This is a genomic window from Rhodococcus tukisamuensis NBRC 100609 (genome assembly GCF_001894985.1).
Taxonomy (GTDB): Bacteria; Actinomycetota; Actinomycetes; order Mycobacteriales; family Mycobacteriaceae; genus Rhodococcus_G; species Rhodococcus_G tukisamuensis.
The window spans coordinates 115,046-137,928 of record NZ_BCXG01000004.1; the positions used below are offsets into that span (position 1 = coordinate 115,046).

The following is a 22,883-nucleotide window of genomic DNA, read 5'->3' on the forward strand; positions in this document are numbered from 1 at the left end:
TCGCGCCCGACCACCTCGGCGGGCGGGCTGACCGCCCACCCGGGACGACTGGCCCTTGCCATCGTGTCGGCGCTGGTCCTCGTGGTCACCGGGTTCGCCTGGCGCAGTGTCGACTCCCTCGAGGCCAACCTCGCCACCGCCCGACTCGGGCTCGGCGGCACCAAGGACGGCGCGCTGGACATCCTGATGGTCGGCACCGACAGCCGCACCGACGCGCACGGCAACCCCCTCTCGCAGGGCGAGCTCGACTCGCTGCGCGCGGGCGACGCCGAGGCCGACAACACCGACACCGTCGTGCTGATCCGGGTGCCCGTCGACGGCAGTTCCGCGACCGCCCTGTCGATTCCGCGCGACTCCTACGTGGACGTCCCGGGCATCGGCAACTCCAAGATCAATGCCGCGTTCGGCGCGACCAAGGCCACCGAACTCGACCGGCTGAAGGCGGAGGGCGAATCCGACTCCGAGGCCGAGCAGCAGGCCACCCAGGCCGGCCGCGAGGCCCTGATCAAGTCGGTCGCGAACCTGACCGGGGTGACCGTGGACCACTACGCGGAGGTCGGTCTGCTGGGATTCGTCCTGCTCACCGATGCCGTCGGCGGCGTCGACGTGTGCCTGAACAACCCGGTGGACGAGTGGATGTCCGGGGCCAAGTTCCCGGCAGGCGAGCAGACCCTCCGCGGCGCCGACGCGCTGTCCTTCGTCCGGCAGCGACACGACCTGCCCCGCGGCGATCTCGACCGCATCGTCCGCCAGCAGGTGTTCATGGCCTCGCTGGTGCACCAGGTGCTCTCCGCGAAGACGCTGAGCAACCCGAGCAAGCTGAGCCAGCTCAGTTCCGCGGTACAGCGCTCGGTGGTGATCGACGACGACTGGGACATCCTCGGTTTCGCCAAGCAACTGCAGGGTCTCGCCGGCGGCGAGGTCAAGTTCGAGACGATCCCGGTCGTCGACATCAACGCGACCACCGACTACGGCGAGTCCATCGTGCAGGTCGATCCCAAGGCTGTCCGCAAGTACGTGGCCTCGCTCGCGGGCCAGGGCGAGGACACTGACTCCGACGCGGCGTCGACACCGTCGGTGGACCCCTCGACCGTGACGGTGGACGTCGCCAACGACAGCGGAATCGGCGGGCTGGCGACACGGGTCGCGGAGGCGTTGTCCGCGAAGGGCTTCCTCGAGGGCGCGGTCGGCAACAACACCGGCACGTCGGTGAGCACCAGTCGGGTCCTGGCCGCCGACTCCGACTCCGACGGCGCGAAGTCGGTCGCCGCGGCGCTCGGCGGGCTGCAGGTGGTCGGCGACCCGTCGCTGCCGGCGGACACCGTGCGGGTGGTGCTCGCCACCGACTACTCGGGTCCCGGTTCCGCCTCGGCCACCACGTCCGGTTCCGCCGAACCGACCTCCGACATCGTCGAGAAGGGCACCAACACCACCCCGGTCACCCCGGGGCCGGCCATCGATGCCGGCCGCAAGGGACCCCAGTGCGTGAACTGATGCGGTGTGTGAACTGATGGCCGTTCGACTGGTGCAGTGCGCCAACTAGAGAAAGCGGATTCGTGAGCGAGACCAACCTGACCGCGGCCCTGCTCGACCCGATCCTGCAGCGGGACCCGGCGCGGCCGCGCGTCACCTACTACGACGACGCCAGCGGCGAGCGCATCGAGCTGTCCGCGCTCACCCTCGCGAACTGGGCTGCCAAGACCGCGAACCTGCTGCGCGACGAGTTCGGTCTGCTGCCGGGGGCCCGGGTGAGCGTGCTGCTTCCTGCGCACTGGCAGTCCGCCGCCGTCCTGCTCGGCTGCTGGTGGACGGGTGCGGAGGTGCTGCTGACCGCCGCCGACGACGCGGACCTGGCACTGGTCACCGCCGAGGGACTGGACGAGGTCGCGGACCTGCCCGAGGTGGCCGTGCTGTCCCTCGACGCGTTCGGCCGCCCGGCCGACAACCTGCCGGTGGGCGTGACCGACTACGCGACCTCGGTGCGGGTGCACGGCGACCAGTTCCGCCCCGACGCGGCGGCGGCCGGCGCCCCCGCTCTGGACGGCCTGACCGTCGCCGAGGTCCTGGCGGACGCTCGCGAATCCGCGGCGGCGCAAGGCTTCTCCGCCGACGACCGGGTGCTGTCCACCACCGGGTGGTCGAACACCCGCGAGCTGACCGACGGACTGCTGGCCGTGCTGGCAGCCGGAGCCTCGCTGGTGCAGGTCGCGAACCCGGACGAGCAGAGGTCCGAGCGTCGCGTCGCGAGCGAGAAGGTGACCCGGGTGCGGGCAGGCTAGCCGCTCAGCCCACCCAGGCTGCCGAGGCCGCCCATGCCCAAGCCGCCGCCCAAGCCGCCGCCGTTGCCGCCGTTGCCGCCGCCGTTGCCGCCGCCGTTGCCGCCGTTCATGCCTGTCAGCAGATTGCTGATCAACCCGATCATGGCCAGCAGTACGTTCTCGCTGATCGATCCCATCGTGCCCTCAACTCCTTGCGTTACCGGAAACGGTCACACCGCACCGCCGTGACAGTGCGCTGTCCTCCGCGCCGCGCCCCGATCGCCGCACTGCTCCCATTGAACGCCTCACCCGGGGCATTGGCCAGGGTCGCTCGGCATCTGGCACCGGGTGCACGACCGGACACCGCGCCGCGCAGAGACCCGGCGCGGCGCGGTGGCTCAGGCGGCCAGGGCCTGAACCGGCGACACCCGTGCCGCGGCCCTGGCCGGCAGCAGCGCCGCGGCCACGCCCGCGACCCCGCCGACCAACACGATCACCACCAGCGTCAGCCAGGCCGAGGACGGCAGCACCACGTCCCCGGCACCGAACACCGATGCCGTGCCCGCCACACCCAGCACCAGGCCCAGCAAGACCCCGACCGCCGACGCGACCACCGCCACCAGCACGGCCTCGTACACCAGCAGCGTCCGCAGGCCCGCCCGGCTCACCCCGACCGCGCGCAGCAGTCCGGACTCACGCCGCCGCTCGAGCACCGACAGCGCCATCGTGTTGCCGACCCCGATCAGCGCGATCAGGATCGCCACCGACAGCAGTCCCACGACGATCAGCAGCAGCGTGTCGAGCACCGAGGCGAGCGCGGCGCGCATGGCCACCGCGCCACCGACCTCCGCGGTCGGGTCGAGTTGTCCTGCCGCGTCGGTGATCTCGGACTGCACCGAGTTGACCTGTTCGTCGGTCAAGCCGTCGGCCAGCCGGATCCACAGTGACTCGGTGACCGGGGCGGGAGTCATCGCCAGCACCTCCGACCGCCGCACCAGCGCGGGTTGTCCGTCCGGCCCGGCGACCACCGTCAACGCCCGTGTGACCCCGTCGTGGCGGAGTTCGAGCCACTGTCCCACGGCGACGCCGAGGGCGTCGATCTGCTCGGGCGAGAGGGAGATCTGCCCGGCCTGCGGCAGTGCGAGCGGGATCCGCAGCGCCGCGCGGGTGGCATCCGGGTCCACACCGGATAGGGTCACCCGTTGGCCGTTCGGGGCCGTCGCCTCGGCGCGCAGCAACGGCGCCACTGCCGTCACCCGGTCGAGTGCGCCGACCTGGCGCTCGAGGTCGACGGGTATGCCCTGCGGCGCGGCGCTGACAACGGTCACGTCGACGGGGAACTGCTCGTCGAGCGCCTTCGGCGCGCTGGCCCCGACCGCCGCGATGCCGACCACCATGGTCGCGGTGACCGTGACGCCGACCAGCAGCGCGGTCGCGGTCGCGGTGGTGCGGCGCGGGTTTCGCAGCGCGTTCCCCACCGCCAGCTCCCCCAGCGGTCCGGCCAGCCGTGCCGGGGCCCGCCCGAGCGCGGCCACCGCGGCGGGAATGACGGTGCGGCCCAACAGGACCACGCCGAGGAAGAGGAGGATCCCGCCGCCGCACGCGACGGTCACCTGTTCGGCGCGAACCCCCGCGGCCAGCACCACCACGCCCACGAGCAGCCCCGCGCCGCCACCGACGTTGCGGGCCAACGAGGACGAGGCCGGTTCGGGCTTCGCCTCGACGGGGGCCAGGGCGGCGAGTGGCGCCACCCGCGTCGCCGCCCGCGCGGGCGCCATGGCTGCCAGGTAGGTCACCACGAGCCCGACCGCCAGGCCGGCCCCCACCGCGGCCGGCGAGACACCGAGGGTGTCGAGCGGGACCGGGGCGTCGAGGGCTCCGGCCACCCGGGTGACGGCCCAGGCCAGCCCGACCCCGACCAGTACCCCGGCGACGGAGGCCACCAGCCCGACGGCCAGCGCCTCGATCCGCACACCGCGCCGCACCTGGGCGCCGGTCGCCCCGATGCAGCGCAGCAGCGCCATCTCCCGGGTCCGCGCGGCCACGAGCACCGCGAATGTGTTGGCGATGACCAGCCCCGACACCACCACCGCGATCGCCGCGAAGGCCAACAGCACGTTGCGGATCACGTCGGCGCCGCCGAGGTACTCGGCCGAGGCCGCCGCCGCCTGCTCGGCCCCGGTCCGCACGGTGGCATCCGGCCCGAGGGCGCCGGCCACCGCCGCGACGAGTGCCGACTGATCTCCGTCGACGCCGGCCGCCCGGATCTCGTGGTGCGCCCCGCCCGCGGTCCAGGTCGCGAGCTGGTCCGCGGTGGCGAACAGCGAGACCCCGCCCATCCGCCGGGCGCTCCCGGACAGGTCGACCTCCCCCACCACGACGGCCTCACCCGAGACCTCTCCGGGGTCGGCCGAGAGCGCGGTCACCGCAACCCGGCTGCCGAGCGGGAGCCCGGAGCCGGAGCCGACGGCCACCTCGCCGGGTGCGTCGGGGAAACGCCCGTCCGACAGGCGCTGCCAGCGCAGGTCCTCGTCGACCGCAAGCGAGGTGGCGGTCCCGAACAGCTTCCCGTGTTCCGCCGCGGACACCCGCACCGCGGTCTCGGTGTCAGTGGTCACCGCCCGCACCCCGGCCACCTCGCCGACGGCCACGGCGGCGCGGCGGGCCTGCTCCGCGTCGCCCGCGTCTGCCACCACCACGTCGGTGTTCCGGTACTGCCCGGCAAGGGAATTCGTGATGCCGGCCTGCGTGGTGGCGCCGAGCACCAGCGTCGCCACCACAAACGCGACGGCGATCAGGACCGCGAGGGCGGAGGCCAGGTAGCGGCCCGCGTGGGCGCGGGCCTGCGCGAGGGTGAGGCTCAGCATGTGCGCGCCCCGAGCTCACGCATTGTCTCGATCACCGAATCCGTCGTGGGACTGTCGATCTCGCCGGCGATGTGGCCGTCGGCGAGCAGCACCACCCGGTCCGCATAGGAGGCGGCGACCGGGTCGTGGGTGACCATCACCACGGTCTGACCGACTTCGCGCACGCTGGCCCGGAGCAGGCCGAGCACCTCGGCACCCGAATGGGAGTCGAGGTTCCCGGTGGGCTCGTCGGCGAAGATCACGTCCGGCCGGGGCAGCAGGGCCCGCGCGACCGCGACGCGCTGCTGCTGGCCGCCGGACAGCTCGTGTGGCAGGTGGCCGAGCCGGTGCCGAAGGCCGAGTCGGGTGACCACCTGCGCCATCCAGTCGGGGTCGGGGCGCATCCCGGCCAGCCGCATCGGCAGCAGCATGTTCTCCTCCGCGGTGATTACCGGCAGCAGGTTGAACGCCTGGAACACGAATCCGATGCGGTCACGACGCAACTCGGTCAGCGCGCGGTCGCCGAGCCCGGTCAGGTCGGTCTCCCCCAGGTAGACCCGACCACCGGAGGCCTCGTCGAGGCCCGCGAGGCAGTGCATGAGGGTCGACTTCCCCGAGCCGGACGGTCCCATGATCGCGGTGAACTCCCCGCGGCGGAAGTCCACGTCCACCGCGTCCAGCGCGCGAACCGCGGCCTCGCCCTCCCCGTACAGCTTCGTCAGTGCGACCGCACGGGCCGCCGGATTGTCCAGTGTCGTCATGAAATCGACGCTACGAGCGCGGACCGGTCGGGCGCATCGGCGCGCGGTGGGATCCAGGGCGCGGGAGCATCGGCGTGCGGGGGGACCCACCGGGCGGCCCCGTCATACCTGGGTAGGACGTCAGCCGCGGAGCAGGTCCTCCGGCCGCACCAGCCCCGCCTGGTAGGCGAACACCACCGCCTGGACCCGGTCTCGCGAACCGGTCTTCGAGAGAACCCGTCCCACATGGGTTTTCACCGTCGCCTCGGAGACGAAGAACTTCGCCGCGATCTCGCCGTTCGACAGTCCGTGCGCCATCGCCTCGAGCACCTCCACCTCCCGCTTCGTCAGTGCCTCCGGCAGCTGCGGACGTGCCACGGGGGTCGCCCCGGCCAGTATCGGGCCGACGTGCTGGAGCAGCCTGCGGGTCGACCGGGCGGCGATGACCGCGTCGCCCCGGTACACGGTCCGCACCGCGTCGAGCAGCTCCTCGGGCTGGGCGTCCTTGAGCAGGAACCCACTGGCCCCCGCGGAGATGGCCGCGAGCACGTACTCGTCGTTGTCGAAGGTGGTGAGCACCACCACCTTCGGGGACAGCTCCAGCGCCGCGAGCCTGCGGGTGGCCTCGATGCCGTCCATGTTCGGCATCTGCACGTCCATCAGCACCACGTCCACGGGTACCCGCGTCAGCTCGCGCAACCCCTGCTCGCCGTCGGCGGCCTCGACCACCACGCTCATGTCCGGCTGGGAGTCGATCACCATCCGGAAACCGGCCCGCACCAACTGCTGGTCGTCGACCAGTCCGACCCGGATCGGCCCGGATTCCGTCATGTCATGTCCTCTCGTAGGGCAGTTCGACCTGGACCCGGTAGCCGCCGCCGGCCTGCGAACCCGCCGCGAACCGGCCCCCGTGCAGTTCGACCCGCTCCCGCATCCCGATCACACCCTGCCCGCCCGCGCTCGGTGCGACCAGGGCGGCGGCGGCGCCCCGGCCGTCGTCGACGACGGTCAGCTCGAGCGCCCGCTCGCCCCACCGCTGGCCGACCGTCACCTGCGCGGCGGGTCCGGCGTGCTTGAGCACGTTGGTCAGCGACTCCTGCACGATGCGGTACGCGGTCAGTTCCGCCCCGGTGGACATCTCGTGGGCCTCGCCCTCGACCTGGTGCACCACCGCGAGGCCGCCGCGGCGCATCTCCGCGATCAGGTCGTCGATGTCGGAAACCCTTGGCGTGGAGCTGTACTCACGGGGATGGTCCGAACGCAGCACCGACAGCAGCGCGCGCATGTCGGTCAGCGCCTGTCGCCCGGTCTGGGCGATCGTCTCGAGCGCGGCGACCGCCGCGTCGGGGTCTGACCTGGCGCTGTAGCGTCCGCCGTCGGCCTGCGCGATCACCACCGTGAGCGAATGCGCGACGATGTCGTGCATCTCCCGGGCAATTCGGGTCCGCTCGTTGATCGCGGCGATCTCCGCCTCCTGCGCGCGCTCGAGCTCGAGCAGCCGGGCCCGTTCGGTCAGACCCTCCAACTCCTGGTTGCGCACCCGGCGCAGGTCCCCGAACGCCCACACCGCGACCACGAACACGATGAGGAATGCCGTCAGGAAGACCTTGCCCTGCCACGTCGTGGACTCGCCGCCGAAGTACCGCATCCCGGCGCCGATCACGCCGAGAACGGCGAGGCCCAGCCCCCAGCTGCTGGCCCAGCGTGGGCCGTAGCCGGCCAGGGCGTACACCGCGATCGGCACCGCGATCACCGAGGGCAGCATGGTGTGCGGAACGACCACCAGGTGCAGCACCGAGAAGCCCGCCACGGTGAGCCCGGCGGCCGCGACCCGGGTCCGGCGCCAGGCGAGCGGCACGGTCATGCCGAGCGAGACGACCAGCCCAATCCAGCCCTCGCCCGAGGTGAGCGTGAGCAGGCCACACATCAGCGTGAGCACGACGGCGATCGCGCGGTCGATCCCGACCACGTGCGCGGCACTCCAGCGGTACCAGCGCTCGCCCAGCGGGAATCGGACCATGTCGCCAGCGTAGCCACCGGACGGCGCCGCACCGCACCGCGGCCACGGCCGACCCCACAAACGCCAGTTCCCCGATGTCACATCGGGTGTCCCCGGGGGGGAACCGATGTGACATCGGGGAACGTGGGGTGGTGGGCCGCAGGGCCTGTCGAGGGGCTGTGCGGTCAGCTCACTTGAGCAGTGCGCGGGACATCACGACCCGCTGAATCTGGTTGGTGCCCTCGTAGATCTGGGTGATCTTGGCGTCGCGCATCATCCGCTCGACCGGGAAGTCGGTGGTGTATCCGGCGCCGCCGAACAGCTGCACTGCGTCGGTGGTGACCTCCATCGCGACGTCCGACGCGAAGCACTTCGCGGCGGCCGAGATGAAGCCGAGGTTCTTCTCGCCACGCTCGGCGCGGGCCGCCGAGGTGTAGACCATCAGGCGTGCGGCCTCGACCTTCATCGCCATGTCGGCGAGCATGAACTGGACGGCCTGGTTGTCGGCGATGGCGCGGCCGAACTGCTTGCGGTCCTTGGTGTAGGCCAACGCGGCGTCGAGCGCGCCCTGGGCCAGGCCGACGGCCTGCGCACCGATGGTCGGGCGGGTGTGGTCGAGCGTCTGCAGCGCGGTCTTGAAGCCGGTGCCGGGCTCGCCGATGATGCGGTCGCCCGGGATGCGGCAGTTCTCGAAGTACAGCTCTGCGGTCGGCGAACCCTTGATGCCGAGCTTGTGCTCGAGCGGGCCGACGGTGAAGCCCTCGTCGTCCTTGTGCACCATGAACGAGCTGATGCCGTTGGCGCCCTTGTCCGCGTCGGTCACGGCCATCACGGTGTACCAGGCGGACTGGCCGCCGTTGGTGATCCAGCACTTGGAGCCGTTGAGGATCCAGTCGTCGCCGTCCGCCTTGGCTCGGGTGCGCATCGCGGCGGCGTCGGAGCCGGCCTCGCGCTCGGACAGCGCGTAGGAGGCCATCGCGTCACCGGCGGCGATCGACGGGAGCACCTGCGCCTTGAGCTCCTCGGAGCCGTTCAGGATCAGGCCCATGGTGCCGAGCTTGTTCACGGCGGGGATCAGCGACGACGAGCCGCAGACGCGGGCGACCTCTTCGATGACGATGCAGGTGGCGACCGAGTCGGCACCCTGTCCGCCGAACTCCTCCGGCACGTGCACGGCGTTGAAGCCGGAGTTGACGAGGGCGACCCGTGCCTCCTCGGGGAAGCGGGCCTTCTCGTCGACCTCCTTGGCGTACGGCGCGATCTCCTTCTCCGAAAGCGCGCGGATCGCCGCCCGGAGCTCGTCGTGCTCTTCGGCGAGCTTGAACAGGTCGAAGTCCGGGTTTCCAGCCATCTGCAGCTCCTCTGGGAGAAAGTGGTGATCCGCCGCGACCGAAGTCCGACGCGGCACTCAGTGCCAAACTGAGGCCACTATACCCCAACCACCGGGACGTTCCTGGCGCACTACGTGCCACGGTGCGGCACCGAGTGCCAGACCCTGCGCAGGATTGGCGCCGCCTTGACTCCGGCCCCGCGGTCAGCGCCCCGAACCCAGCCGCTCCTGCAGCAGGTCCGCCACCCGGTTCGGCGCGGTCCCGCGCGGGAAGACCGCAACCACCATCTCGTCGGCGAACCCGTCCGCTCCCGCGGCCCGGTGGACCCGCGTCCGGATCTCGGCCAGCGCGGCGCGCAACTCGCCCGAGGTGGCGCGCACCCCGTCGCGCACCATCCGACGCAACAGGTAGTTGTGGGTGGCGGTCACCGAGGCCGCGAACTGCACCAGCTCGAGGTCCGCCTCGTCGGGCAACTCACGACGCAGGTACTCCACGAACAGCCGCTCGTAGCGGTAGCCCGTCACGATCTCCCGGTCCCGCAACGCCGGTACGCCCTGGACCACCGCGTAGCGCCGTTCGGCCACGTCCCGCCAGTGCGAGAAGCGCTCGAACACCAGCATGGCGGCGTCACACACGGCCTTCCACGGGTCGTCGTGGTCGGCGTCCAGGTACTCGGCGGCCTGGGTCAGCAGCGTCTCGTGGTCGGCGAAGACCACGTCCTCCTTCGCCCGGAACTGCCGGAAGAAGGTGCGCCGCGAGATGCCCGCCGCCTCCGCGATCTCGTCGACGGTGGTGGCCTCGTAGCCCTTCTCGGCAAACAGCCGCAATGCCTCCGCCACCACTGTGAGCCGAAACTGTGCGGGATCGTCGCTGGGCATGCGGACCAGCGTAGGCCCTGCGGGCCTGTGCGCCTTTCTGGTAGCCGGAGCAACCAGAAAGGCGCACAGGCGGCGGAGCCGCCTAGGGGGCGACCGACGACCAGTCGGCGAACCCGGTGGGATCGTGCCTGCCGAGGCTCGCGTGCTCGAACAGGCCGGCGCCGGGCTCACCGTTGCAGGTGGCGCTGGCGGAGAAGTCGCTGACGCCGAAGGGAATACGGCCCGCGATCGCCGGGTCGGTGAGGTCGTAGACCGCGCGTTCGACCCACTTGCGTCCGCGCCACTGGCCGTGCGTCCACTCGGGATCGCCGCCGTAGCCCGCGCCGACGTGCAGCGCGATCCCGGTTCGCGGGGTCACCTCGATCGTTACCGGGCTGCCGTCGGCCGCGGTCAGGTGCAGGGTGGCCGCCCGGGCCCGCCGGGTGCCGGAGACGTAGTCGAACTCGACCCGCGGCCAGCCGAGCTGCTCGATCCGGCCGTCGTTCCAGACCCGGGTCGCGTCGTTGAGAGTGCGGAACCCGTCCGGGCTCTCCTGGATGATCACGATCACCGAGAACTCCTCGAACCGCAACGGCACGTACAGCCACCAGAAGCCCTCGGACGGGTTGTCGACGAGCCGGCCCGCCGGGTCGCCGTCGCCGACCGGGCGGATCCCCCACGACCGGTCGCGGGTGCCCATCCACCGGTCCGGATCGACGACGACGTCCTCGCCGTCGACCGACAGCACGCCCGACCAGGTGCCGGTCTGGGCGAACCGGCTCGAATCCAGCTGCGGCCGCAACCCGTTCATGAGCAGGTGCGGCTGCTCCTGCACCGCGGGGCAGGAGCCCTCCCAGGTGAGGTCGAATCCGAGGCCGCCGGCGTCGTCGCCCTCGCACACCACCCGCAGCCGCCGTAGCGGCTCGAGCACCTCGATGCGGAAGCCGCCGACCGCCAGGTCCAGCGAACGCTCCTCGAGCGCGTCGGAGAACCGCACCGCCCACTGCCGATCACCCTTGCGGACGGTCGCGAACGCGTCGGTGACACCCAGGTTCGGGTACGCCCCGAAGCCGGTCACCAGGAACAGGTCGCCCTCGGTGTCGAGGGCGTTGAAGTACGAACGGTCGTAGAAGTTCTTGTCGCTGGTGGCGACCCGCGCCATCGACAGCGAGGTCTGGTGGATCGGGTACTCGTCAAGCGGCGCAGGCATGTCGACTCTCCCAGGTTGGAATTCGTTGCAACGATGAACGTAAATCCGAACGTCGCAGAATCTAACCCGGAAGTCCCGCCCCGATGCGCGAAACGGGCAACTGCCCGCCCGCGCTTCTCGGTCAGCCCAGCAGTTGGGCGCGCAGCGCCGCGTCCTTCTCGAGCACCATCGACTCGAGGCCGGCCTGGAACTTCTCCATCGCCGCCCGCAGCGCCGGGTCCGACGCCCCGAGGATCCGCGCCGCCAGCAGGCCCGCGTTGCGGGCGCCGCCGATGGACACGGTCGCGACCGGAACCCCGGCCGGCATCTGCACGATCGACAGGAGCGAGTCCATCCCGTCGAGGTACTTCAGCGGCACCGGCACGCCGATCACCGGCAGCGCGGTCGCCGACGCGACCATGCCGGGCAGGTGCGCGGCCCCGCCGGCGCCCGCGATGATCACCTTCAGCCCGCGATCGGCCGCCTCGCGGGCGTAGTCCAGCATCCGCTGCGGGGTGCGGTGCGCGGAGACCACGCCGACCTCGAACCGGATCCCGAACTCCGCCAACGCTTCCGCCGCTGCCTCCATCGTCGGCCAGTCGGAGTCGCTGCCCATGATCAGGCCGACCTGAGGCCCGTTCGTATCACTCACCGTGTCACTCCCCGTCAATTCGCTCGGCTGGTTCAATTCCCCGTCGCTTCGCTCGGCTGGTTCAATTCCCCGTCGCTTCGCTCGGCTGGTTCAATTCCCCGTCGCTTCGCTCGGCTGGTTCAATTCCCCGTCGCTTCGCTCGCCCCGCCATGCACGTCCCAACCGTCGGTCCACTCCCCGTGCGAGAGCCAGTGCGCCGCACGCTCGGCGCGCTCGCGCACCTGCGCCACGTACGCCGCGTCGTCGATCGAACCGCCGGCCGCGCCGACCACGTTCACGTGCCCGATCTTGCGGTCCTTGCGCTCGCCCTTGCCGTACAGGTGCACCTTCGCGTCCGGCATCCGGGCGAACAGGTGGTGCAGTCGCTCGTCCATGCTCATCGCCGGCGCCTCGGGCGCCCCGAGCACGTTCGCCATCACCGTCACCGGCGCGATGGGCGAGGTGTCGCCCAACGGGTAGTCGAGCACCGCCCGCAGGTGCTGCTCGAACTGCGAGGTCCGCGCGCCGTCCTGCGTCCAGTGTCCGGAGTTGTGCGGTCGCATGGCCAGCTCGTTGACCACCAGCCGGCCGTCCGTGGTCTCGAAGAGCTCCACCGCCATCGCCCCGACCGCGCCGAGCTCGGCCGAGATCCGCAACGCCAACTGCTCGGCCTCGGTCGCGAGCTCCACGGGCAGGTCGGCCGCGGGCGCGATCACCACGGCGCACTGCCCGTCCCGCTGCACGGTCTCCACCACCGGCCAGGTGGCACCCTGGCCGTACGGCGAGCGCGCGACCATGGCGGACAGCTCGCGACGCATCGAGACCTTCTGCTCGACCATCAACCGCACGCCCTTGTCGAGCTGCTCGGTGACGATCGCCTCGGCCGACTCGGCGTCGGTCGGCATCCACACGCCCCGGCCGTCGTAGCCACCGCGGACCGCCTTGACGACGATCTGCCAGCCGTGCTCGTTGCCGAAGCGCTCCACGTCCCCGGCCCAGGTCACCTCGGCGAAGGCCGGCACCGGCACACCCAGCTCGGCGAGCCGCCTGCGCATCGCCAGCTTGTCCTGCGCGAAGACCAGCGCGTGCGGCGGCGGCTGCACGTTGACGCCCTCGGCGACCAGCACCTCGAGGTGTTCGGTGGGCACGTGCTCGTGGTCGAAGGTGAGCGCGTTCGAGCCGACCGCGACCCGGCGCAGCGCGTCCAGGTCGGTGTGGCTGCCGAGCACCACGTCGGAGCTGACCTGTGCGGCCGGCTCGTCCGGTCCGCCGGAGAGCACCCGAAGGCACTGGCCCAGCTCGATCGCGGCCTGGTGCGTCATCCTCGCCAGCTGCCCGCCACCGATCATCGCGACCACCGGCATGCCGGCGGCAGGGCCTCGTGGGCTCGTGGGGCGGGGCTGGGATCCGGGTTCAACGCTCACGACTGAACATGGTGTCATGCCCGGTTCGCCGTGGGTACGTCGAGGTCGGCGGCACCCCCCGAACGCGACGGACGCCCCACCCATCCTGACAGCCGCCTGAGATCGGAGTGTCCGTCGCACGTCACACCGGGCTCTTTCGTAGACTCAACCGTTGTGTCATTTATCGATCAAGTCGTGAGCCGCCTCCCCCGACCCCTGCGGGGGCTGGTGTTGCAGCATCACGAACTGGTCAAGTTCGCCCTCGTCGGCGGCACCACGATGATCTTCGACCTCGCGATCTTCTACTCGCTGAGCCTGACGATCCTCGAAGAGAAGCCCGTCGTCGCCAAGATCATCTCCGGCGTGATGGCGACGATCCTGAGCTACATCCTCAACCGTGAGTGGGCGTTCAAGCACCGCGGCGGACGCGAGCGCCACCACGAGGCGCTGCTGTTCTTCACCATCAGCGCCGTCGGCGTGGGCCTGGCCGCCGCCCCGCTGTGGATCGCGAACAACGTCTTCGACATCCGCGGCACGCAGGACGTCACCACCGTGGTGATCGTCGACTTCGTGCTCAACTACATCATCGGCAACCTGCTGCAGATGGTCTTCCGGTTCTGGGCGCTGCGCCGCTTCGCGTTCCCCGAGGAGAACGGCCGCGTCGAGCCCGACGGCACCATCGCGTTCGACGCGACCCCGGACCAGCTCGCCGAGGAAGAACTCGACCACAGCTGAGGGCTATCGCGGTTCGACCGGCGCGACGGGATCCTCACCGCGGGCGGTCGGCACGAACACCGCGAACAGCGCCGGTCGACGGCTCTGCAGTGCGAGGCGTCCGCCGTCGGCCTCGACCAGCGCCCGCGCCAGTGCCAGGCCCACCCCGGTCGACCCCGCCCCGGAGAACCCGCGTTCGAAGATGTGCGGGGCCAGCGCGTCGCTGACGCCCATGCCCTCGTCCGACACCTCCACACACACCATCGCGTCGCGCCGAGGCTCGACGCCCGGCACCATCCGCACCAGCACCGTGCAGGTGCCCGCGCCGTGCCGCAACGCGTTGTCGACCAGGACCGACACCGACTCCCGCAGTCGCGGCGCCGTCGCCGACGCCCACAGGTCCGGTGACCCGCGCAGCACCAGCGACCGTCCGGCCTGCTCGAACTGCGGCTGCCACTCCGCGACCACCGTCCTCAGCTCCGCCAGCACCGGCACCCGGCGGTGCCCGCCGCCGAGAGTCCGGGACGAGCGCACCAGGTCGTCGATCGCCTGCGTGAGCCGATCCACCTGGGCGAGCGCCTCGTCCGCCTCGTGGACCACCGCCGGGTCCGGGTGCACGGACAGCTCGTCGAGCCGCAACCGGACCGCGGTGAGCCGGCTCCGCAGCTGATGGGAGACGTCGCCGACGAGCTCGCGCTCGCGCTGCAGGCGCCCCGCGATCTCGACGGTCGCGGAGTCCAGCACGTCCGAGACGCGGTCGAGTTCGGGGATCCCGTGCCGCCGCGCGTCCTGACGGAAGTCGCCCTGCGCCAGCCGGGCGGCGCGGTCCGCCACGTCCTGCAACGGGTCCGCCAGCCGGCGGGCGGTGACCGATGCCACCGCCACACCCGCGCCGAAGGTCACCAGCACCACCAGCCCGACGGCGGCGGCGGCCTGCCGCTGCATCGTCTGCATCCGGTCGGCCGACACCTCGAGCCGCAGCGAACCGGACTTGCCCATCGAGATCGACTCGACGAGCGGCTCGTCGAGCGGCTCCGCCCCGATCTCGACGTGGGCGACCGAGTCGTCGGGCATCGGATAGGTCACCGAGAGCCGGCCGCCGTCCGGGATCGCCAACCGCAGCGTGTCGACGTCGAGCCCGCCCTCGATCACACCGGCCTCGCCCTCCTGCGAGATGATCTCGTCGGCCAGCTGGTCGAGCCGGTTCTGCAGGCTGGTCCGACTGAAGTCCTCGACCCACATCCAGCCGAGGTACATCAGCGGCAGGCCGAGCAGCAGACCGGTGAGCAGGACGACGGCGACGATGGACTGCAGGATGCGACGACGCACTTCGGCGGCCTGTCAGTTGTTGAAGCGGAACCCGACACCGCGGACGGTGGCGATGCGACGTTCGGCGACCGGACCCTCGTCACCGATCTTCCGACGCAACCACGACATGTGCATGTCCAGCGTCTTCGACCCGCGCAGATCCGCGTCGCCCCACACCTCGTGCAGGATGACGTCGCGCGAGACCACCTCGCCGGCCCGGTCGATGAGCACCTTGAGGAGTTCGTACTCCTTGTTGGCCAGGGCGATCTCGGTCCCGCCGACCAGCACCCGGCGGGCGGCCGCCTCGAGCCGGATGTCGCCGACCTCCACCACCGAGTCGTCGGCGTTGCCGCCGCGGCGCATCAGGGCGCGCACCCGGGCCATCAGCTCGGCCAGCCGGAACGGCTTGCCTACGTAGTCGTCCGCGCCCGCGTCGAGGCCGACCACGAAGTCCACCTCGTCGGTTCGCGCGGTGAGCATCAGCACCGCCAGGCTGGACCCCTTGGCGCGCAGCTGTCGGCAGACCTCGAGCCCGTCGATGCCGGGCAGCCCGAGGTCGAGGATCAGCAGGCTGAAGGTCCCGCCCAGGGCCATGTCGAGCGTCTCGGGTCCGGTCTGGGCGACGGTCACGGTGTAGCCCTCGCGGCCCAGCGCGCGGGAGAGCGGCGTGGCAATGGCCTCGTCGTCCTCGGCAAGTAGTACGGCAGTCACGTCACCACAGTACGGAGCCGCGCAACCGCTGCGTATCCGTTGCCACCGATCAGCCGAAATCGACTGCTCCGCCGGGGTTCTCCCCCGGGTCCAGGTACGTCGAGTCGAACACCTGGTGGTAGAGCAGCGAATGCACCCGCTGCACGTCCGGGATGTCCTCGAACTCGAGCGGATCGTCGGCGGCCGACACGATCACCAGGGTCCCGGTCCTCAGCATCCGGTCGAGCAGACCGTGCCGGAACTGCACATTGCTGATCCGGCCCAGCGGAATGTCGATGCCCGTGTGGGTGATCACGCCGTGCCGGATCAGCACCCGACGGTCGGTGATGATGAAGTGCGTCGACTTCCAACTGACGAGCGTGCCGACGCATCGCCAGCCCACGATCCCGAGCCACCCCGCGAGCACGACGAGGAGGGCCACCGTGCGCGCTGCCCCCTCGAGACGCGACTGGGCGAGGCCGGCGAGGAACCCGGCGGCCGCCGTCGCGAGGAGAAACGTGATCGCCGGCAGCAGCAGCATCTTCCAGTGCGGGTGCCGGTGCAGCAGCAGTTCCTCGTCCGCGGCGAGGGCATCGTCCGGGTATCCCATGCGCGAAATTGTGCCACCTATGCTCGGCCGGAGACCGTGCCCTCCACGACCGGCCCGGCCACGTCCTCCGCCAAGTCCACCGCCGCGTCCGCGGCGGCATCCGCGACATCCAACTGCGCCTCCGCCTGCAGCGCCGCGGCACGTTCCGCCGCCTCCTGTTCCGCGGTCGCCAGTTCCTCCGGGGTCGGCGGGGACCCGGAGATCAGCGCGTTCGCCCATCGCGTCGACGGGTCGATGTCGAGCAGCAGGGCCTTCACCAGCAGCGTCATCGGGATCGCCAGCAGCGCTCCCAACGGGCCGAGCACCCAGCCCCAGAACACCAGGGCCAGGAAGGTGAGCGTCACCGACAGTCCGACCGCGTCGCCGACGAACTTCGGCTGGATCACCGACTGGATGATCACGTTGATCACGCTGTAGACCACGATCACCCAGAGCATCAGCACCGGACCGCCCTGCAGCAGGGCGATCAGGGCGGGCGGGACCAGGCCCACCACGAACCCGACGTTCGGGATGTAGTTCGTGATGAAGGCGAGCAGGCCCCACAGGATCGGCAGCGGAATCCCCATGGCCCACAACGCGGCCGTGTCGATGACCGCGACGATCAGGCCGAACACGGTCGAGACGATCAGGTAGCTGCGGGTGCCGCCGGCGAACGAGGAGAACGCGTAGGCGATGTCGGGTCGTGAATACGCGACGGCCCGCATCCGCTCGCCGAACGAACTCGCGTCGAACGCCATGAAGATCAGCAGCGCGAGGATGAAGAAGAGGTTCGAGAACACCCCCAGCAGCCCGACCAGGATGTCGTTGACCAGCCCCACCACCTTGCCGAAGTCGATGTTGGACAGGGCCTTGTCGACCTGGTCGGAACCGATGTTCAGGCCGGCGAGCCAGCCCTGCACGTCCGCCAGCAGTTGCTCCGCCTTGTCCGCGTAGTCGGGGAGCAGCGTGGCCAGCTGCGCGATCGAGATCGCGAGCGAGGCAACCAGCCCCAGCAGGATCAGGTTGACGGTGGTGAGCGTCGCGATGACGGCGACCCACTTGGGAGCGCCCTTGCGCTGCAGCCAGTTTCCCAGCGGCTGCACCGCGACGACCAGCATCAGGGCCAGGAAGACGGGCCCGACGACACCGGCGAAGGCCCGGACGCCGGCGATCGCGACCACCGCGCCCGCCATGCCGAGCAGCACGACCACCCCGCGGGGCAGCACCGCGGGCGGGGCAGGCGGCGGTGCGGGTGACGCCTTCACTTCCACACCGTCGCCCGGGACGCGACACCCGGCAGCAGACCGAGGATCGGCAGCCCGATGGCCAGATGGGCCACGCTGGTGGCGATCCGGTCACCGGTGACGGCGTCGTAGGCGAAAGGCAGCACCGCCGCTGCGAGGGTGAGCAGGCCGACGATCCAGCCGAAGAACGTCTCCCCGCCCGGCGTCGTCGCCGACAAGACGTACAGCAGTACCGCGGCGAGCAGCGTCGCAACGAACCCGAGGACGGCGAACCGGACGGCCACGGTGAGGTCGGGCAGCCACGGCGGTGCCAGCGGGTCGAGTCCGAACACCCGCACGATCAGGGTGACCACCAGCGCGGTCAGCCCGGTGACCAGTGCAGCGGCAACGGCACCGGACCAGAACTTGCCGGCCGCGATGCCGCGGGTACGGGCTCCCGGCGCTCCGGAATAGGTCGTCAAATGAGTTGTCCTTCCTCGGCCACTGAATCAGCACCGAGGTTCGCACCGGGGCGGCCGGGGCGGCATCACCCACGACGGATGACTTCGCAACCGGCGAATGTCACCCCCCACGGATGATGTCCGACCTGCGGCGACGCCGACAGAATTCTTGCGAAGCGCACCATGCTCATCACTCGCCACCGACAAGACGAGAGGAACCAGCCATGACGGACCAAACTGCAACCCACCAGGCTGAGAACACTGTCAAGCAAGGTTTCGCGGCCGGGGCCTCCATCGCCGCCGCTGTTCTGTTGATGACCGTCGGCATCCTGCAGCTGTTCCAGGGCATCTCCGCCGTCGCCAAGGACACCGTCCTGGTGGTCGGGCCCGAGTACACCTACCAGTTCAACGTCACCACCTGGGGCTGGATCCACATCGTCGTGGGCATCCTGATCGCGCTGACGGGCCTCGCGCTGCTCAGCGGCGCCACCTGGGCGCGGGTCACCGCCATCGTGCTGGCGGCGCTGTCGATCATCGCCAACTTCCTGTGGCTGCCGTACTACCCGCTCTGGTCGATCCTCATCATCGCGCTCGACGTCGTGGTGATCTGGGCAGTGACCACCTGGGACAACGATCGCTACTGAGTCAACCGGGCACAGACGCGACGGAGGGCGCGGGTCCAGCAGACCCGCGCCCTCCGTCGCGTCCGGACACGTCCGGACGCCCGCTCAGTCCCGCGGCCGTAGATCCGTCGCGTCCGGACACGTCCGGACGCCCGCTCAGTCCCGCGGCCGTAGATCCGTCGCGTCCGGACACGTCCGGACGCCCGCTCAGTCCCGCGGCCGTAGATCCGTCGCGTCCGGACACGTCCGGACGCCCGCTCAGTCCCGCGGCCGTAGATCCGTCGTGTCCGGACACGTCCGGACGCCCGCTCAGTCCCGCGGCCGCAGGTGCGTGACGTCGCCGGCCGCGACCGCCACCGGCTCGCCGCCGCCGTCCGGCAGCACCACGATGCGGCCCTGTTCGTCGACGTCCGTCGCGACACCGAGGAGCTCGCGGTCCCCCGGCAGGCTCACCCGGACCGGCTGGCCGATCGTCGCGCAGCGGGCGCGGTAGTCCGCAGCGAGGCCCGCGGTGGCCCAGCCGTCCTCGCGCCACGCGTTCCACTGGACCGCCAACTCCCGCAGCACCGCGCGCAGCAACGTGTCCCGGTCGATGGTGGCCGCGCCCGCCAGCGCCAGCGACGTCGCGGTCGGGACCGGGAGCTCGTCCTCGGTGAGGCTGACGTTGAGCCCGACGCCCACCACCACCGAGGGCACCGGCACCGTCTGCGACACCTCCGCTAAGATGCCCGCCACCTTCCGGCCCCCGACGAGCACATCGTTGGGCCACTTGAGGCTCGCATCCACCTCCGCCACCGAGCGCAGCGCGTTGACCACCGCGACCCCGGTGAGCAGCGGGAGCCAGCCGAGGCTGGAGATCTCGAGGCCGGGCATGCGCAGCAGCACCGACACCGACAGCGCCGACCGCGGCGGCGCCACCCAGGAGCGGGCGTGCCGGCCACGGCCGTGGTCCTGGAACTCCGCGACCAGCACCGCGCGGTCGAGGTCCGAGTCGGCGGCGCGCGCGAGCAGGTCGGCGTTGGTCGAGCCGGTCTCCTCGACCAGGTCGAGGCTCGCGTAGGGGGCCCGGGAGGCGCCGTCGGGCCCCGAGCTCACCAGGGCCTTGCGCAGGGCGTCCAGGTCGAGGGGTGGCCGGTTCAGGTCGGTGTACATGCCCCCGAGCCTATGGGCGGCCCGGTCGGCGCGCGACCCTCCGATCGGCCGGCCGATTCGACGCCGACTTGATACTCGCCAGTAGCTTGGGTTCAATGGTTGTACCCAATCTGCCCTCGGTCGACGGCCCCCGGAACCCTCTGGATAAACTCTGTCCTTATGACGAGTGTCCAGGACCCCACCGCGCAAGAGGCGTCGAGCACCCCTGATATCCACACGACGGCAGGAAAGCTCGCTGACCTGCACCGACGCCAGGCGGAAGCCATGCTCCCGAGCGGCGAGGCCGCCGTCGAGCGCGTCCACGCCAAGGGGAAACTGACCGCCCGGGAACGCATCACCGCGCTCCTCGACGAGGGCTCCTTCGTCGAGCTCGACGCGCTCGCCCGGCACCGCAGCGTCAACTTCGGTCTGGCCGACAACCGGCCCGCGGGTGACGGCGTCGTCACCGGTTACGGCACCGTCGACGGCCGCGACGTCTGCGTGTTCAGCCAGGACGCCACCGTCTTCGGCGGCAGCCTCGGCGAGATCTACGGCGAGAAGATCGTCAAGGTCATGGACCTGGCGCTGCGGACCGGCCGCCCGCTCGTCGGCATCAACGAGGGCGCAGGCGCTCGCATCCAGGAGGGCGTCGTCTCGCTCGGCCTGTACGGCGAGATCTTCCACCGCAACGTCCAGGCGTCCGGTGTGATCCCGCAGATCTCGCTGATCATGGGCCCCGCCGCCGGCGGCCACGTCTACTCCCCCGCCCTCACCGACTTCGTGGTGATGGTCGACCAGACCTCGCAGATGTTCGTCACCGGCCCCGACGTGATCAAGACCGTCACCGGCGAGGACGTCACCATGGAGGACCTGGGCGGCGCCCACACCCACATGGTCAAGTCCGGCGTCGCGCACTACGTCGCCTCCGGCGAGCAGGACGCCCTCGACTACGTCAAGGACCTGCTGTCCTACCTGCCGTCGAACAACCAGGCCGCGGCCCCGCGCCTGGCGCCGTCCGACCCGATCGACGGCTCCATCGAGGACTCGCTCACCCCCGAGGACCTCGAGCTGGACACGATCATCCCGGACTCGGCCAACCAGCCGTACGACATGCACGAGGTCATCCGTCGCCTGCTCGACGACGACGAGTTCCTCGAGGTGCAGGCCGAGCGCGCCGCGAACATCATCGTCGGCTTCGGTCGCGTGGACGGCCGCAGCGTCGGCATCGTCGCGAACCAGCCGATGCAGTTCGCCGGCTGCCTCGACATCGACGCGTCCGAGAAGGCCGCGCGGTTCGTGCGCACCTGCGACGCGTTCAACGTCCCGATCATCACCCTGGTGGACGTGCCCGGCTTCCTGCCCGGCACCGACCAGGAGTACAACGGCATCATCCGCCGCGGCGCGAAGCTGCTCTACGCCTACGGCGAGGCGACGGTCGGCAAGATCACCGTCATCACCCGCAAGGCGTACGGCGGAGCGTACGACGTGATGGGCTCCAAGCACATGGGTGCCGACGTCAACCTGGCGTGGCCGACCGCGCAGATCGCCGTGATGGGTGCCTCGGGCGCCGTCGGCTTCGTCTACCGCAAGCAGCTCAAGGACGCCGCGGCGTCGGGCGCCGACGTGGACGCGCTGCGCCTGGAGCTGCAGAACGAGTACGAGGACACCCTGGTGAACCCGTACGTGGCCGCCGAGCGCGGCTACGTCGACGCGGTCATCCCGCCGTCGCACACCCGTGGCCAGATCGTTGCCGCCCTGCGACTCCTGGAGCGCAAGATGGTGACGCTTCCCCCCAAGAAGCATGGGAACATCCCGCTGTGACGACGACAGGCGACATCTTGAGCGACTCCGTACTCGAAGACGTCGAGGTGCTGGCCGAGGCCGCGGCGACCGTCGACTCCGCCGCTGCGGCGGAGGCCGCGGCGACGGGCGCAGCCGACACCCGGACGCCTTTCCTCACGGTGCTCAAGGGCTCTCCGACGGACGCCGACGTGGCCGCACTGGTGACCGTGTTCGCGGCCGCAGCCGCGGCGGCGGACAGCGTGGTGGACAACACCCCGCAGGACCGCTGGGGTGAGCCGGTGCAGATGCACCGCACGCGCGCACCGTTCTCCCCGTACTCGTTCCAGAACCGGGCGTGACCCGGCTCGTCCTCGCCTCGGCCTCGCCTGCGCGGTTGACAGTGCTGCGCAAGGCGGGGATCGAGCCGTACGTCCACGTCTCGGGCGTCGACGAGGACGCGATCCAAGCCGCGCTCGGTCCCCGGGCCGCACCGGAGCACGTCGTCACGGAGCTGGCCCGGGCGAAGGCGTCGGCGGTCCTGCCGGACCTCCCCGCCGAGATCGTCGCGGACGCCGTGGTGATCGGCTGCGACTCGATGCTGCTGATCGACGACGAACTACAGGGCAAGCCGCACACCGCGGCCGTCGCCCGAGCCCGCTGGCGCTCCATGGCCGGCCGCAGCGGCACCCTGCTGACCGGGCACTGCGTGCTGCGGGTCCGTGACGGCGCCGTCGTCGACGAGGCCGCCGCGGACAGCGCGACGGTGGTGCACTTCGGGACCCCGTCGGGCGACGACCTCGAGGCCTACCTCGATTCCGGCGAACCCATGCAGGTCGCGGGGGCCTTCACCCTCGACGGGCTCGGCGGCTGGTTCATCGACCGGATCGAGGGCGACCCGTCCAGCGTGATCGGCATCGGCCTGCCGCTGGTCCGGCGTCTGCTCGGCGACCTGGGCGTCGGTATCTCCGAACTCTGGGCCGCTACCCCCGCCAGCTGAACGTACGCACGCCAACCGAACGTGCACCCCGCCAACTGAAGAAATCGCCCACCGACAACCGCGATCACGGTTGTCGGTGGGCGATTTCGTGTCCCTACCGGGGGCCCGTCC

23 protein-coding genes are annotated in these 22,883 nt (G+C 71.0%); 7 read left to right on the forward strand and 16 right to left on the reverse strand.

Features of this window, described 5'->3' with window-relative positions:
* Positions 1–27 precede the first annotated feature (27 nt).
* Both RT2_RS06045 and RT2_RS06050 read left to right on the forward strand, forming a co-directional pair.
* Positions 28–1,494 (forward strand): LCP family protein, encoded by a 1,467-nt coding sequence (locus RT2_RS06045; protein WP_072843798.1) that lies wholly within the window; start codon positions 28–30, stop codon positions 1,492–1,494.
* A 62-nt stretch (positions 1,495–1,556) separates the two neighbouring features.
* Complete coding sequence (locus RT2_RS06050) at positions 1,557–2,279, forward strand: TIGR03089 family protein (RefSeq protein ID WP_072843636.1); 723 nt, start codon at positions 1,557–1,559, stop codon at positions 2,277–2,279.
* On the opposite strand, the gene RT2_RS06055 is transcribed toward RT2_RS06050, so the two are convergent.
* The 10 genes from RT2_RS06055 to RT2_RS06100 all read right to left on the reverse strand — a co-directional run bounded on the left by RT2_RS06055 (position 2,276) and on the right by RT2_RS06100 (position 13,293).
* Entirely contained in the window at positions 2,276–2,455 is a 180-nt protein-coding gene (locus RT2_RS06055; RefSeq protein ID WP_072843637.1) for a hypothetical protein, read from the reverse strand. The genes RT2_RS06050 and RT2_RS06055 overlap by 4 nt on opposite strands.
* Positions 2,456–2,656: 201 nt before the next feature.
* Positions 2,657–5,125, reverse strand: a complete 2,469-nt coding sequence (locus tag RT2_RS06060) for an FtsX-like permease family protein (RefSeq protein ID WP_072843638.1) — start codon at positions 5,123–5,125, stop codon at positions 2,657–2,659.
* Positions 5,119–5,865: an ABC transporter ATP-binding protein gene (locus RT2_RS06065; protein WP_072843639.1), complete on the reverse strand. Its 747-nt coding sequence runs from the start codon at positions 5,863–5,865 to the stop codon at positions 5,119–5,121. The genes RT2_RS06060 and RT2_RS06065 overlap by 7 nt, the downstream gene beginning before the upstream one ends.
* Before the next feature lie 120 nt (positions 5,866–5,985).
* Positions 5,986–6,675 carry a response regulator gene (locus tag RT2_RS06070; RefSeq protein ID WP_072843640.1) on the reverse strand — a complete coding sequence of 230 codons (690 nt, stop codon included), beginning with the start codon at positions 6,673–6,675 and terminating at the stop codon, positions 5,986–5,988.
* 1 nt (position 6,676) lies between these two features.
* On the reverse strand, positions 6,677–7,864 hold the full coding sequence (locus tag RT2_RS06075) for a sensor histidine kinase (RefSeq protein WP_072843641.1): 1,188 nt from the start codon (positions 7,862–7,864) through the stop codon (positions 6,677–6,679).
* A 169-nt stretch (positions 7,865–8,033) separates the two neighbouring features.
* Positions 8,034–9,194: an acyl-CoA dehydrogenase gene (locus RT2_RS06080; RefSeq protein WP_072843642.1), complete on the reverse strand. Its 1,161-nt coding sequence runs from the start codon at positions 9,192–9,194 to the stop codon at positions 8,034–8,036.
* Positions 9,195–9,377: 183 nt separating this feature from the next.
* Positions 9,378–10,052: a TetR family transcriptional regulator gene (locus tag RT2_RS06085; RefSeq protein WP_072843643.1), complete on the reverse strand. Its 675-nt coding sequence runs from the start codon at positions 10,050–10,052 to the stop codon at positions 9,378–9,380.
* Between the two features lie 82 nt (positions 10,053–10,134).
* Entirely contained in the window at positions 10,135–11,241 is a 1,107-nt protein-coding gene (locus tag RT2_RS06090; protein ID WP_072843644.1) for an Rv3169 family protein, read from the reverse strand.
* Positions 11,242–11,362: 121 nt separating this feature from the next.
* Positions 11,363–11,872 carry a 5-(carboxyamino)imidazole ribonucleotide mutase gene (gene purE, locus RT2_RS06095; RefSeq protein ID WP_255312512.1) on the reverse strand — a complete coding sequence of 170 codons (510 nt, stop codon included), beginning with the start codon at positions 11,870–11,872 and terminating at the stop codon, positions 11,363–11,365.
* 119 nt (positions 11,873–11,991) lie between these two features.
* Positions 11,992–13,293 (reverse strand): 5-(carboxyamino)imidazole ribonucleotide synthase, encoded by a 1,302-nt coding sequence (locus tag RT2_RS06100; RefSeq protein WP_072843646.1) that lies wholly within the window; start codon positions 13,291–13,293, stop codon positions 11,992–11,994.
* Between the two features lie 135 nt (positions 13,294–13,428).
* Between RT2_RS06100 and RT2_RS06105 the strand changes: the two genes are divergently transcribed.
* Positions 13,429–13,989, forward strand: a complete 561-nt coding sequence (locus tag RT2_RS06105) for a GtrA family protein (protein WP_072843647.1) — start codon at positions 13,429–13,431, stop codon at positions 13,987–13,989.
* Positions 13,990–13,992: 3 nt separating this feature from the next.
* Here RT2_RS06105 and RT2_RS06110 read toward each other — a convergent pair whose 3' ends face one another.
* Genes RT2_RS06110 through RT2_RS06130 form a run of 5 tightly spaced genes read right to left on the reverse strand, consistent with a single transcriptional unit; the run spans position 13,993 to position 18,260 of the window.
* Positions 13,993–15,297, reverse strand: a complete 1,305-nt coding sequence (locus tag RT2_RS06110; protein ID WP_072843648.1) for a sensor histidine kinase — start codon at positions 15,295–15,297, stop codon at positions 13,993–13,995.
* Positions 15,298–15,309: 12 nt separating this feature from the next.
* On the reverse strand, positions 15,310–15,987 hold the full coding sequence (locus tag RT2_RS06115; protein ID WP_072843649.1) for a response regulator transcription factor: 678 nt from the start codon (positions 15,985–15,987) through the stop codon (positions 15,310–15,312).
* A gap of 49 nt (positions 15,988–16,036) precedes the next feature.
* Positions 16,037–16,576 (reverse strand): PH domain-containing protein, encoded by a 540-nt coding sequence (locus RT2_RS06120; RefSeq protein WP_072843650.1) that lies wholly within the window; start codon positions 16,574–16,576, stop codon positions 16,037–16,039.
* A gap of 17 nt (positions 16,577–16,593) precedes the next feature.
* The gene (locus tag RT2_RS06125; protein WP_304363107.1) at positions 16,594–17,820 is read right to left on the reverse strand and encodes an AI-2E family transporter; all 1,227 of its coding nucleotides are present in this window, start codon (positions 17,818–17,820) and stop codon (positions 16,594–16,596) included.
* Positions 17,817–18,260, reverse strand: coding sequence for a DUF6069 family protein (locus tag RT2_RS06130; protein ID WP_072843652.1), 444 nt, complete (start codon positions 18,258–18,260; stop codon positions 17,817–17,819). Before RT2_RS06130 ends, RT2_RS06125 begins: the two co-directional genes overlap by 4 nt.
* A gap of 203 nt (positions 18,261–18,463) precedes the next feature.
* Here RT2_RS06130 and RT2_RS06135 point away from each other — a divergent pair, with 203 nt between their 5' ends.
* Positions 18,464–18,883, forward strand: a complete 420-nt coding sequence (locus tag RT2_RS06135; RefSeq protein WP_072843653.1) for a DUF7144 family membrane protein — start codon at positions 18,464–18,466, stop codon at positions 18,881–18,883.
* Positions 18,884–19,171: 288 nt separating this feature from the next.
* Here the strand turns inward: RT2_RS06135 and RT2_RS06140 are convergent, their stop codons facing one another.
* A complete protein-coding gene (locus RT2_RS06140; protein ID WP_072843654.1) occupies positions 19,172–20,014 on the reverse strand; it encodes a biotin--[acetyl-CoA-carboxylase] ligase in 843 nt (280 codons plus the stop codon).
* 159 nt (positions 20,015–20,173) lie between these two features.
* Between RT2_RS06140 and RT2_RS06145 the strand changes: the two genes are divergently transcribed.
* Genes RT2_RS06145 through RT2_RS06155 form a run of 3 tightly spaced genes read left to right on the forward strand, consistent with a single transcriptional unit; the run spans position 20,174 to position 22,772 of the window.
* Positions 20,174–21,814 (forward strand): acyl-CoA carboxylase subunit beta, encoded by a 1,641-nt coding sequence (locus tag RT2_RS06145; RefSeq protein ID WP_072843655.1) that lies wholly within the window; start codon positions 20,174–20,176, stop codon positions 21,812–21,814.
* Between the two features lie 17 nt (positions 21,815–21,831).
* Entirely contained in the window at positions 21,832–22,134 is a 303-nt protein-coding gene (locus RT2_RS06150) for an acyl-CoA carboxylase epsilon subunit (RefSeq protein ID WP_245709414.1), read from the forward strand.
* Positions 22,131–22,772: a Maf family protein gene (locus RT2_RS06155; RefSeq protein WP_072843657.1), complete on the forward strand. Its 642-nt coding sequence runs from the start codon at positions 22,131–22,133 to the stop codon at positions 22,770–22,772. The genes RT2_RS06150 and RT2_RS06155 overlap by 4 nt, the downstream gene beginning before the upstream one ends.
* Positions 22,773–22,883: the final 111 nt, after the last annotated feature.

Excerpts from the sequence above, each read along its gene's own strand:
- RT2_RS06055 (WP_072843637.1), bottom strand. The coding sequence starts at position 2,455 with ATGGGATCGATCAGCGAGAACGTACTGCTGGCCATGATCGGGTTGATC.
- RT2_RS06060 (WP_072843638.1), bottom strand. The coding sequence starts at position 5,125 with ATGCTGAGCCTCACCCTCGCGCAGGCCCGCGCCCACGCGGGCCGCTAC.
- RT2_RS06065 (WP_072843639.1), bottom strand. The coding sequence starts at position 5,865 with ATGACGACACTGGACAATCCGGCGGCCCGTGCGGTCGCACTGACGAAG.
- RT2_RS06070 (WP_072843640.1), bottom strand. The coding sequence starts at position 6,675 with ATGACGGAATCCGGGCCGATCCGGGTCGGACTGGTCGACGACCAGCAG.
- RT2_RS06075 (WP_072843641.1), bottom strand. The coding sequence starts at position 7,864 with ATGGTCCGATTCCCGCTGGGCGAGCGCTGGTACCGCTGGAGTGCCGCG.
- RT2_RS06080 (WP_072843642.1), bottom strand. The coding sequence starts at position 9,194 with ATGGCTGGAAACCCGGACTTCGACCTGTTCAAGCTCGCCGAAGAGCAC.
- RT2_RS06085 (WP_072843643.1), bottom strand. The coding sequence starts at position 10,052 with ATGCCCAGCGACGATCCCGCACAGTTTCGGCTCACAGTGGTGGCGGAG.
- RT2_RS06090 (WP_072843644.1), bottom strand. The coding sequence starts at position 11,241 with ATGCCTGCGCCGCTTGACGAGTACCCGATCCACCAGACCTCGCTGTCG.
- RT2_RS06100 (WP_072843646.1), bottom strand. The coding sequence starts at position 13,293 with ATGACACCATGTTCAGTCGTGAGCGTTGAACCCGGATCCCAGCCCCGC.
- RT2_RS06120 (WP_072843650.1), bottom strand. The coding sequence starts at position 16,576 with ATGGGATACCCGGACGATGCCCTCGCCGCGGACGAGGAACTGCTGCTG.
- RT2_RS06135 (WP_072843653.1), top strand. The coding sequence starts at position 18,464 with ATGACGGACCAAACTGCAACCCACCAGGCTGAGAACACTGTCAAGCAA.
- RT2_RS06140 (WP_072843654.1), bottom strand. The coding sequence starts at position 20,014 with ATGTACACCGACCTGAACCGGCCACCCCTCGACCTGGACGCCCTGCGC.
- RT2_RS06145 (WP_072843655.1), top strand. The coding sequence starts at position 20,174 with ATGACGAGTGTCCAGGACCCCACCGCGCAAGAGGCGTCGAGCACCCCT.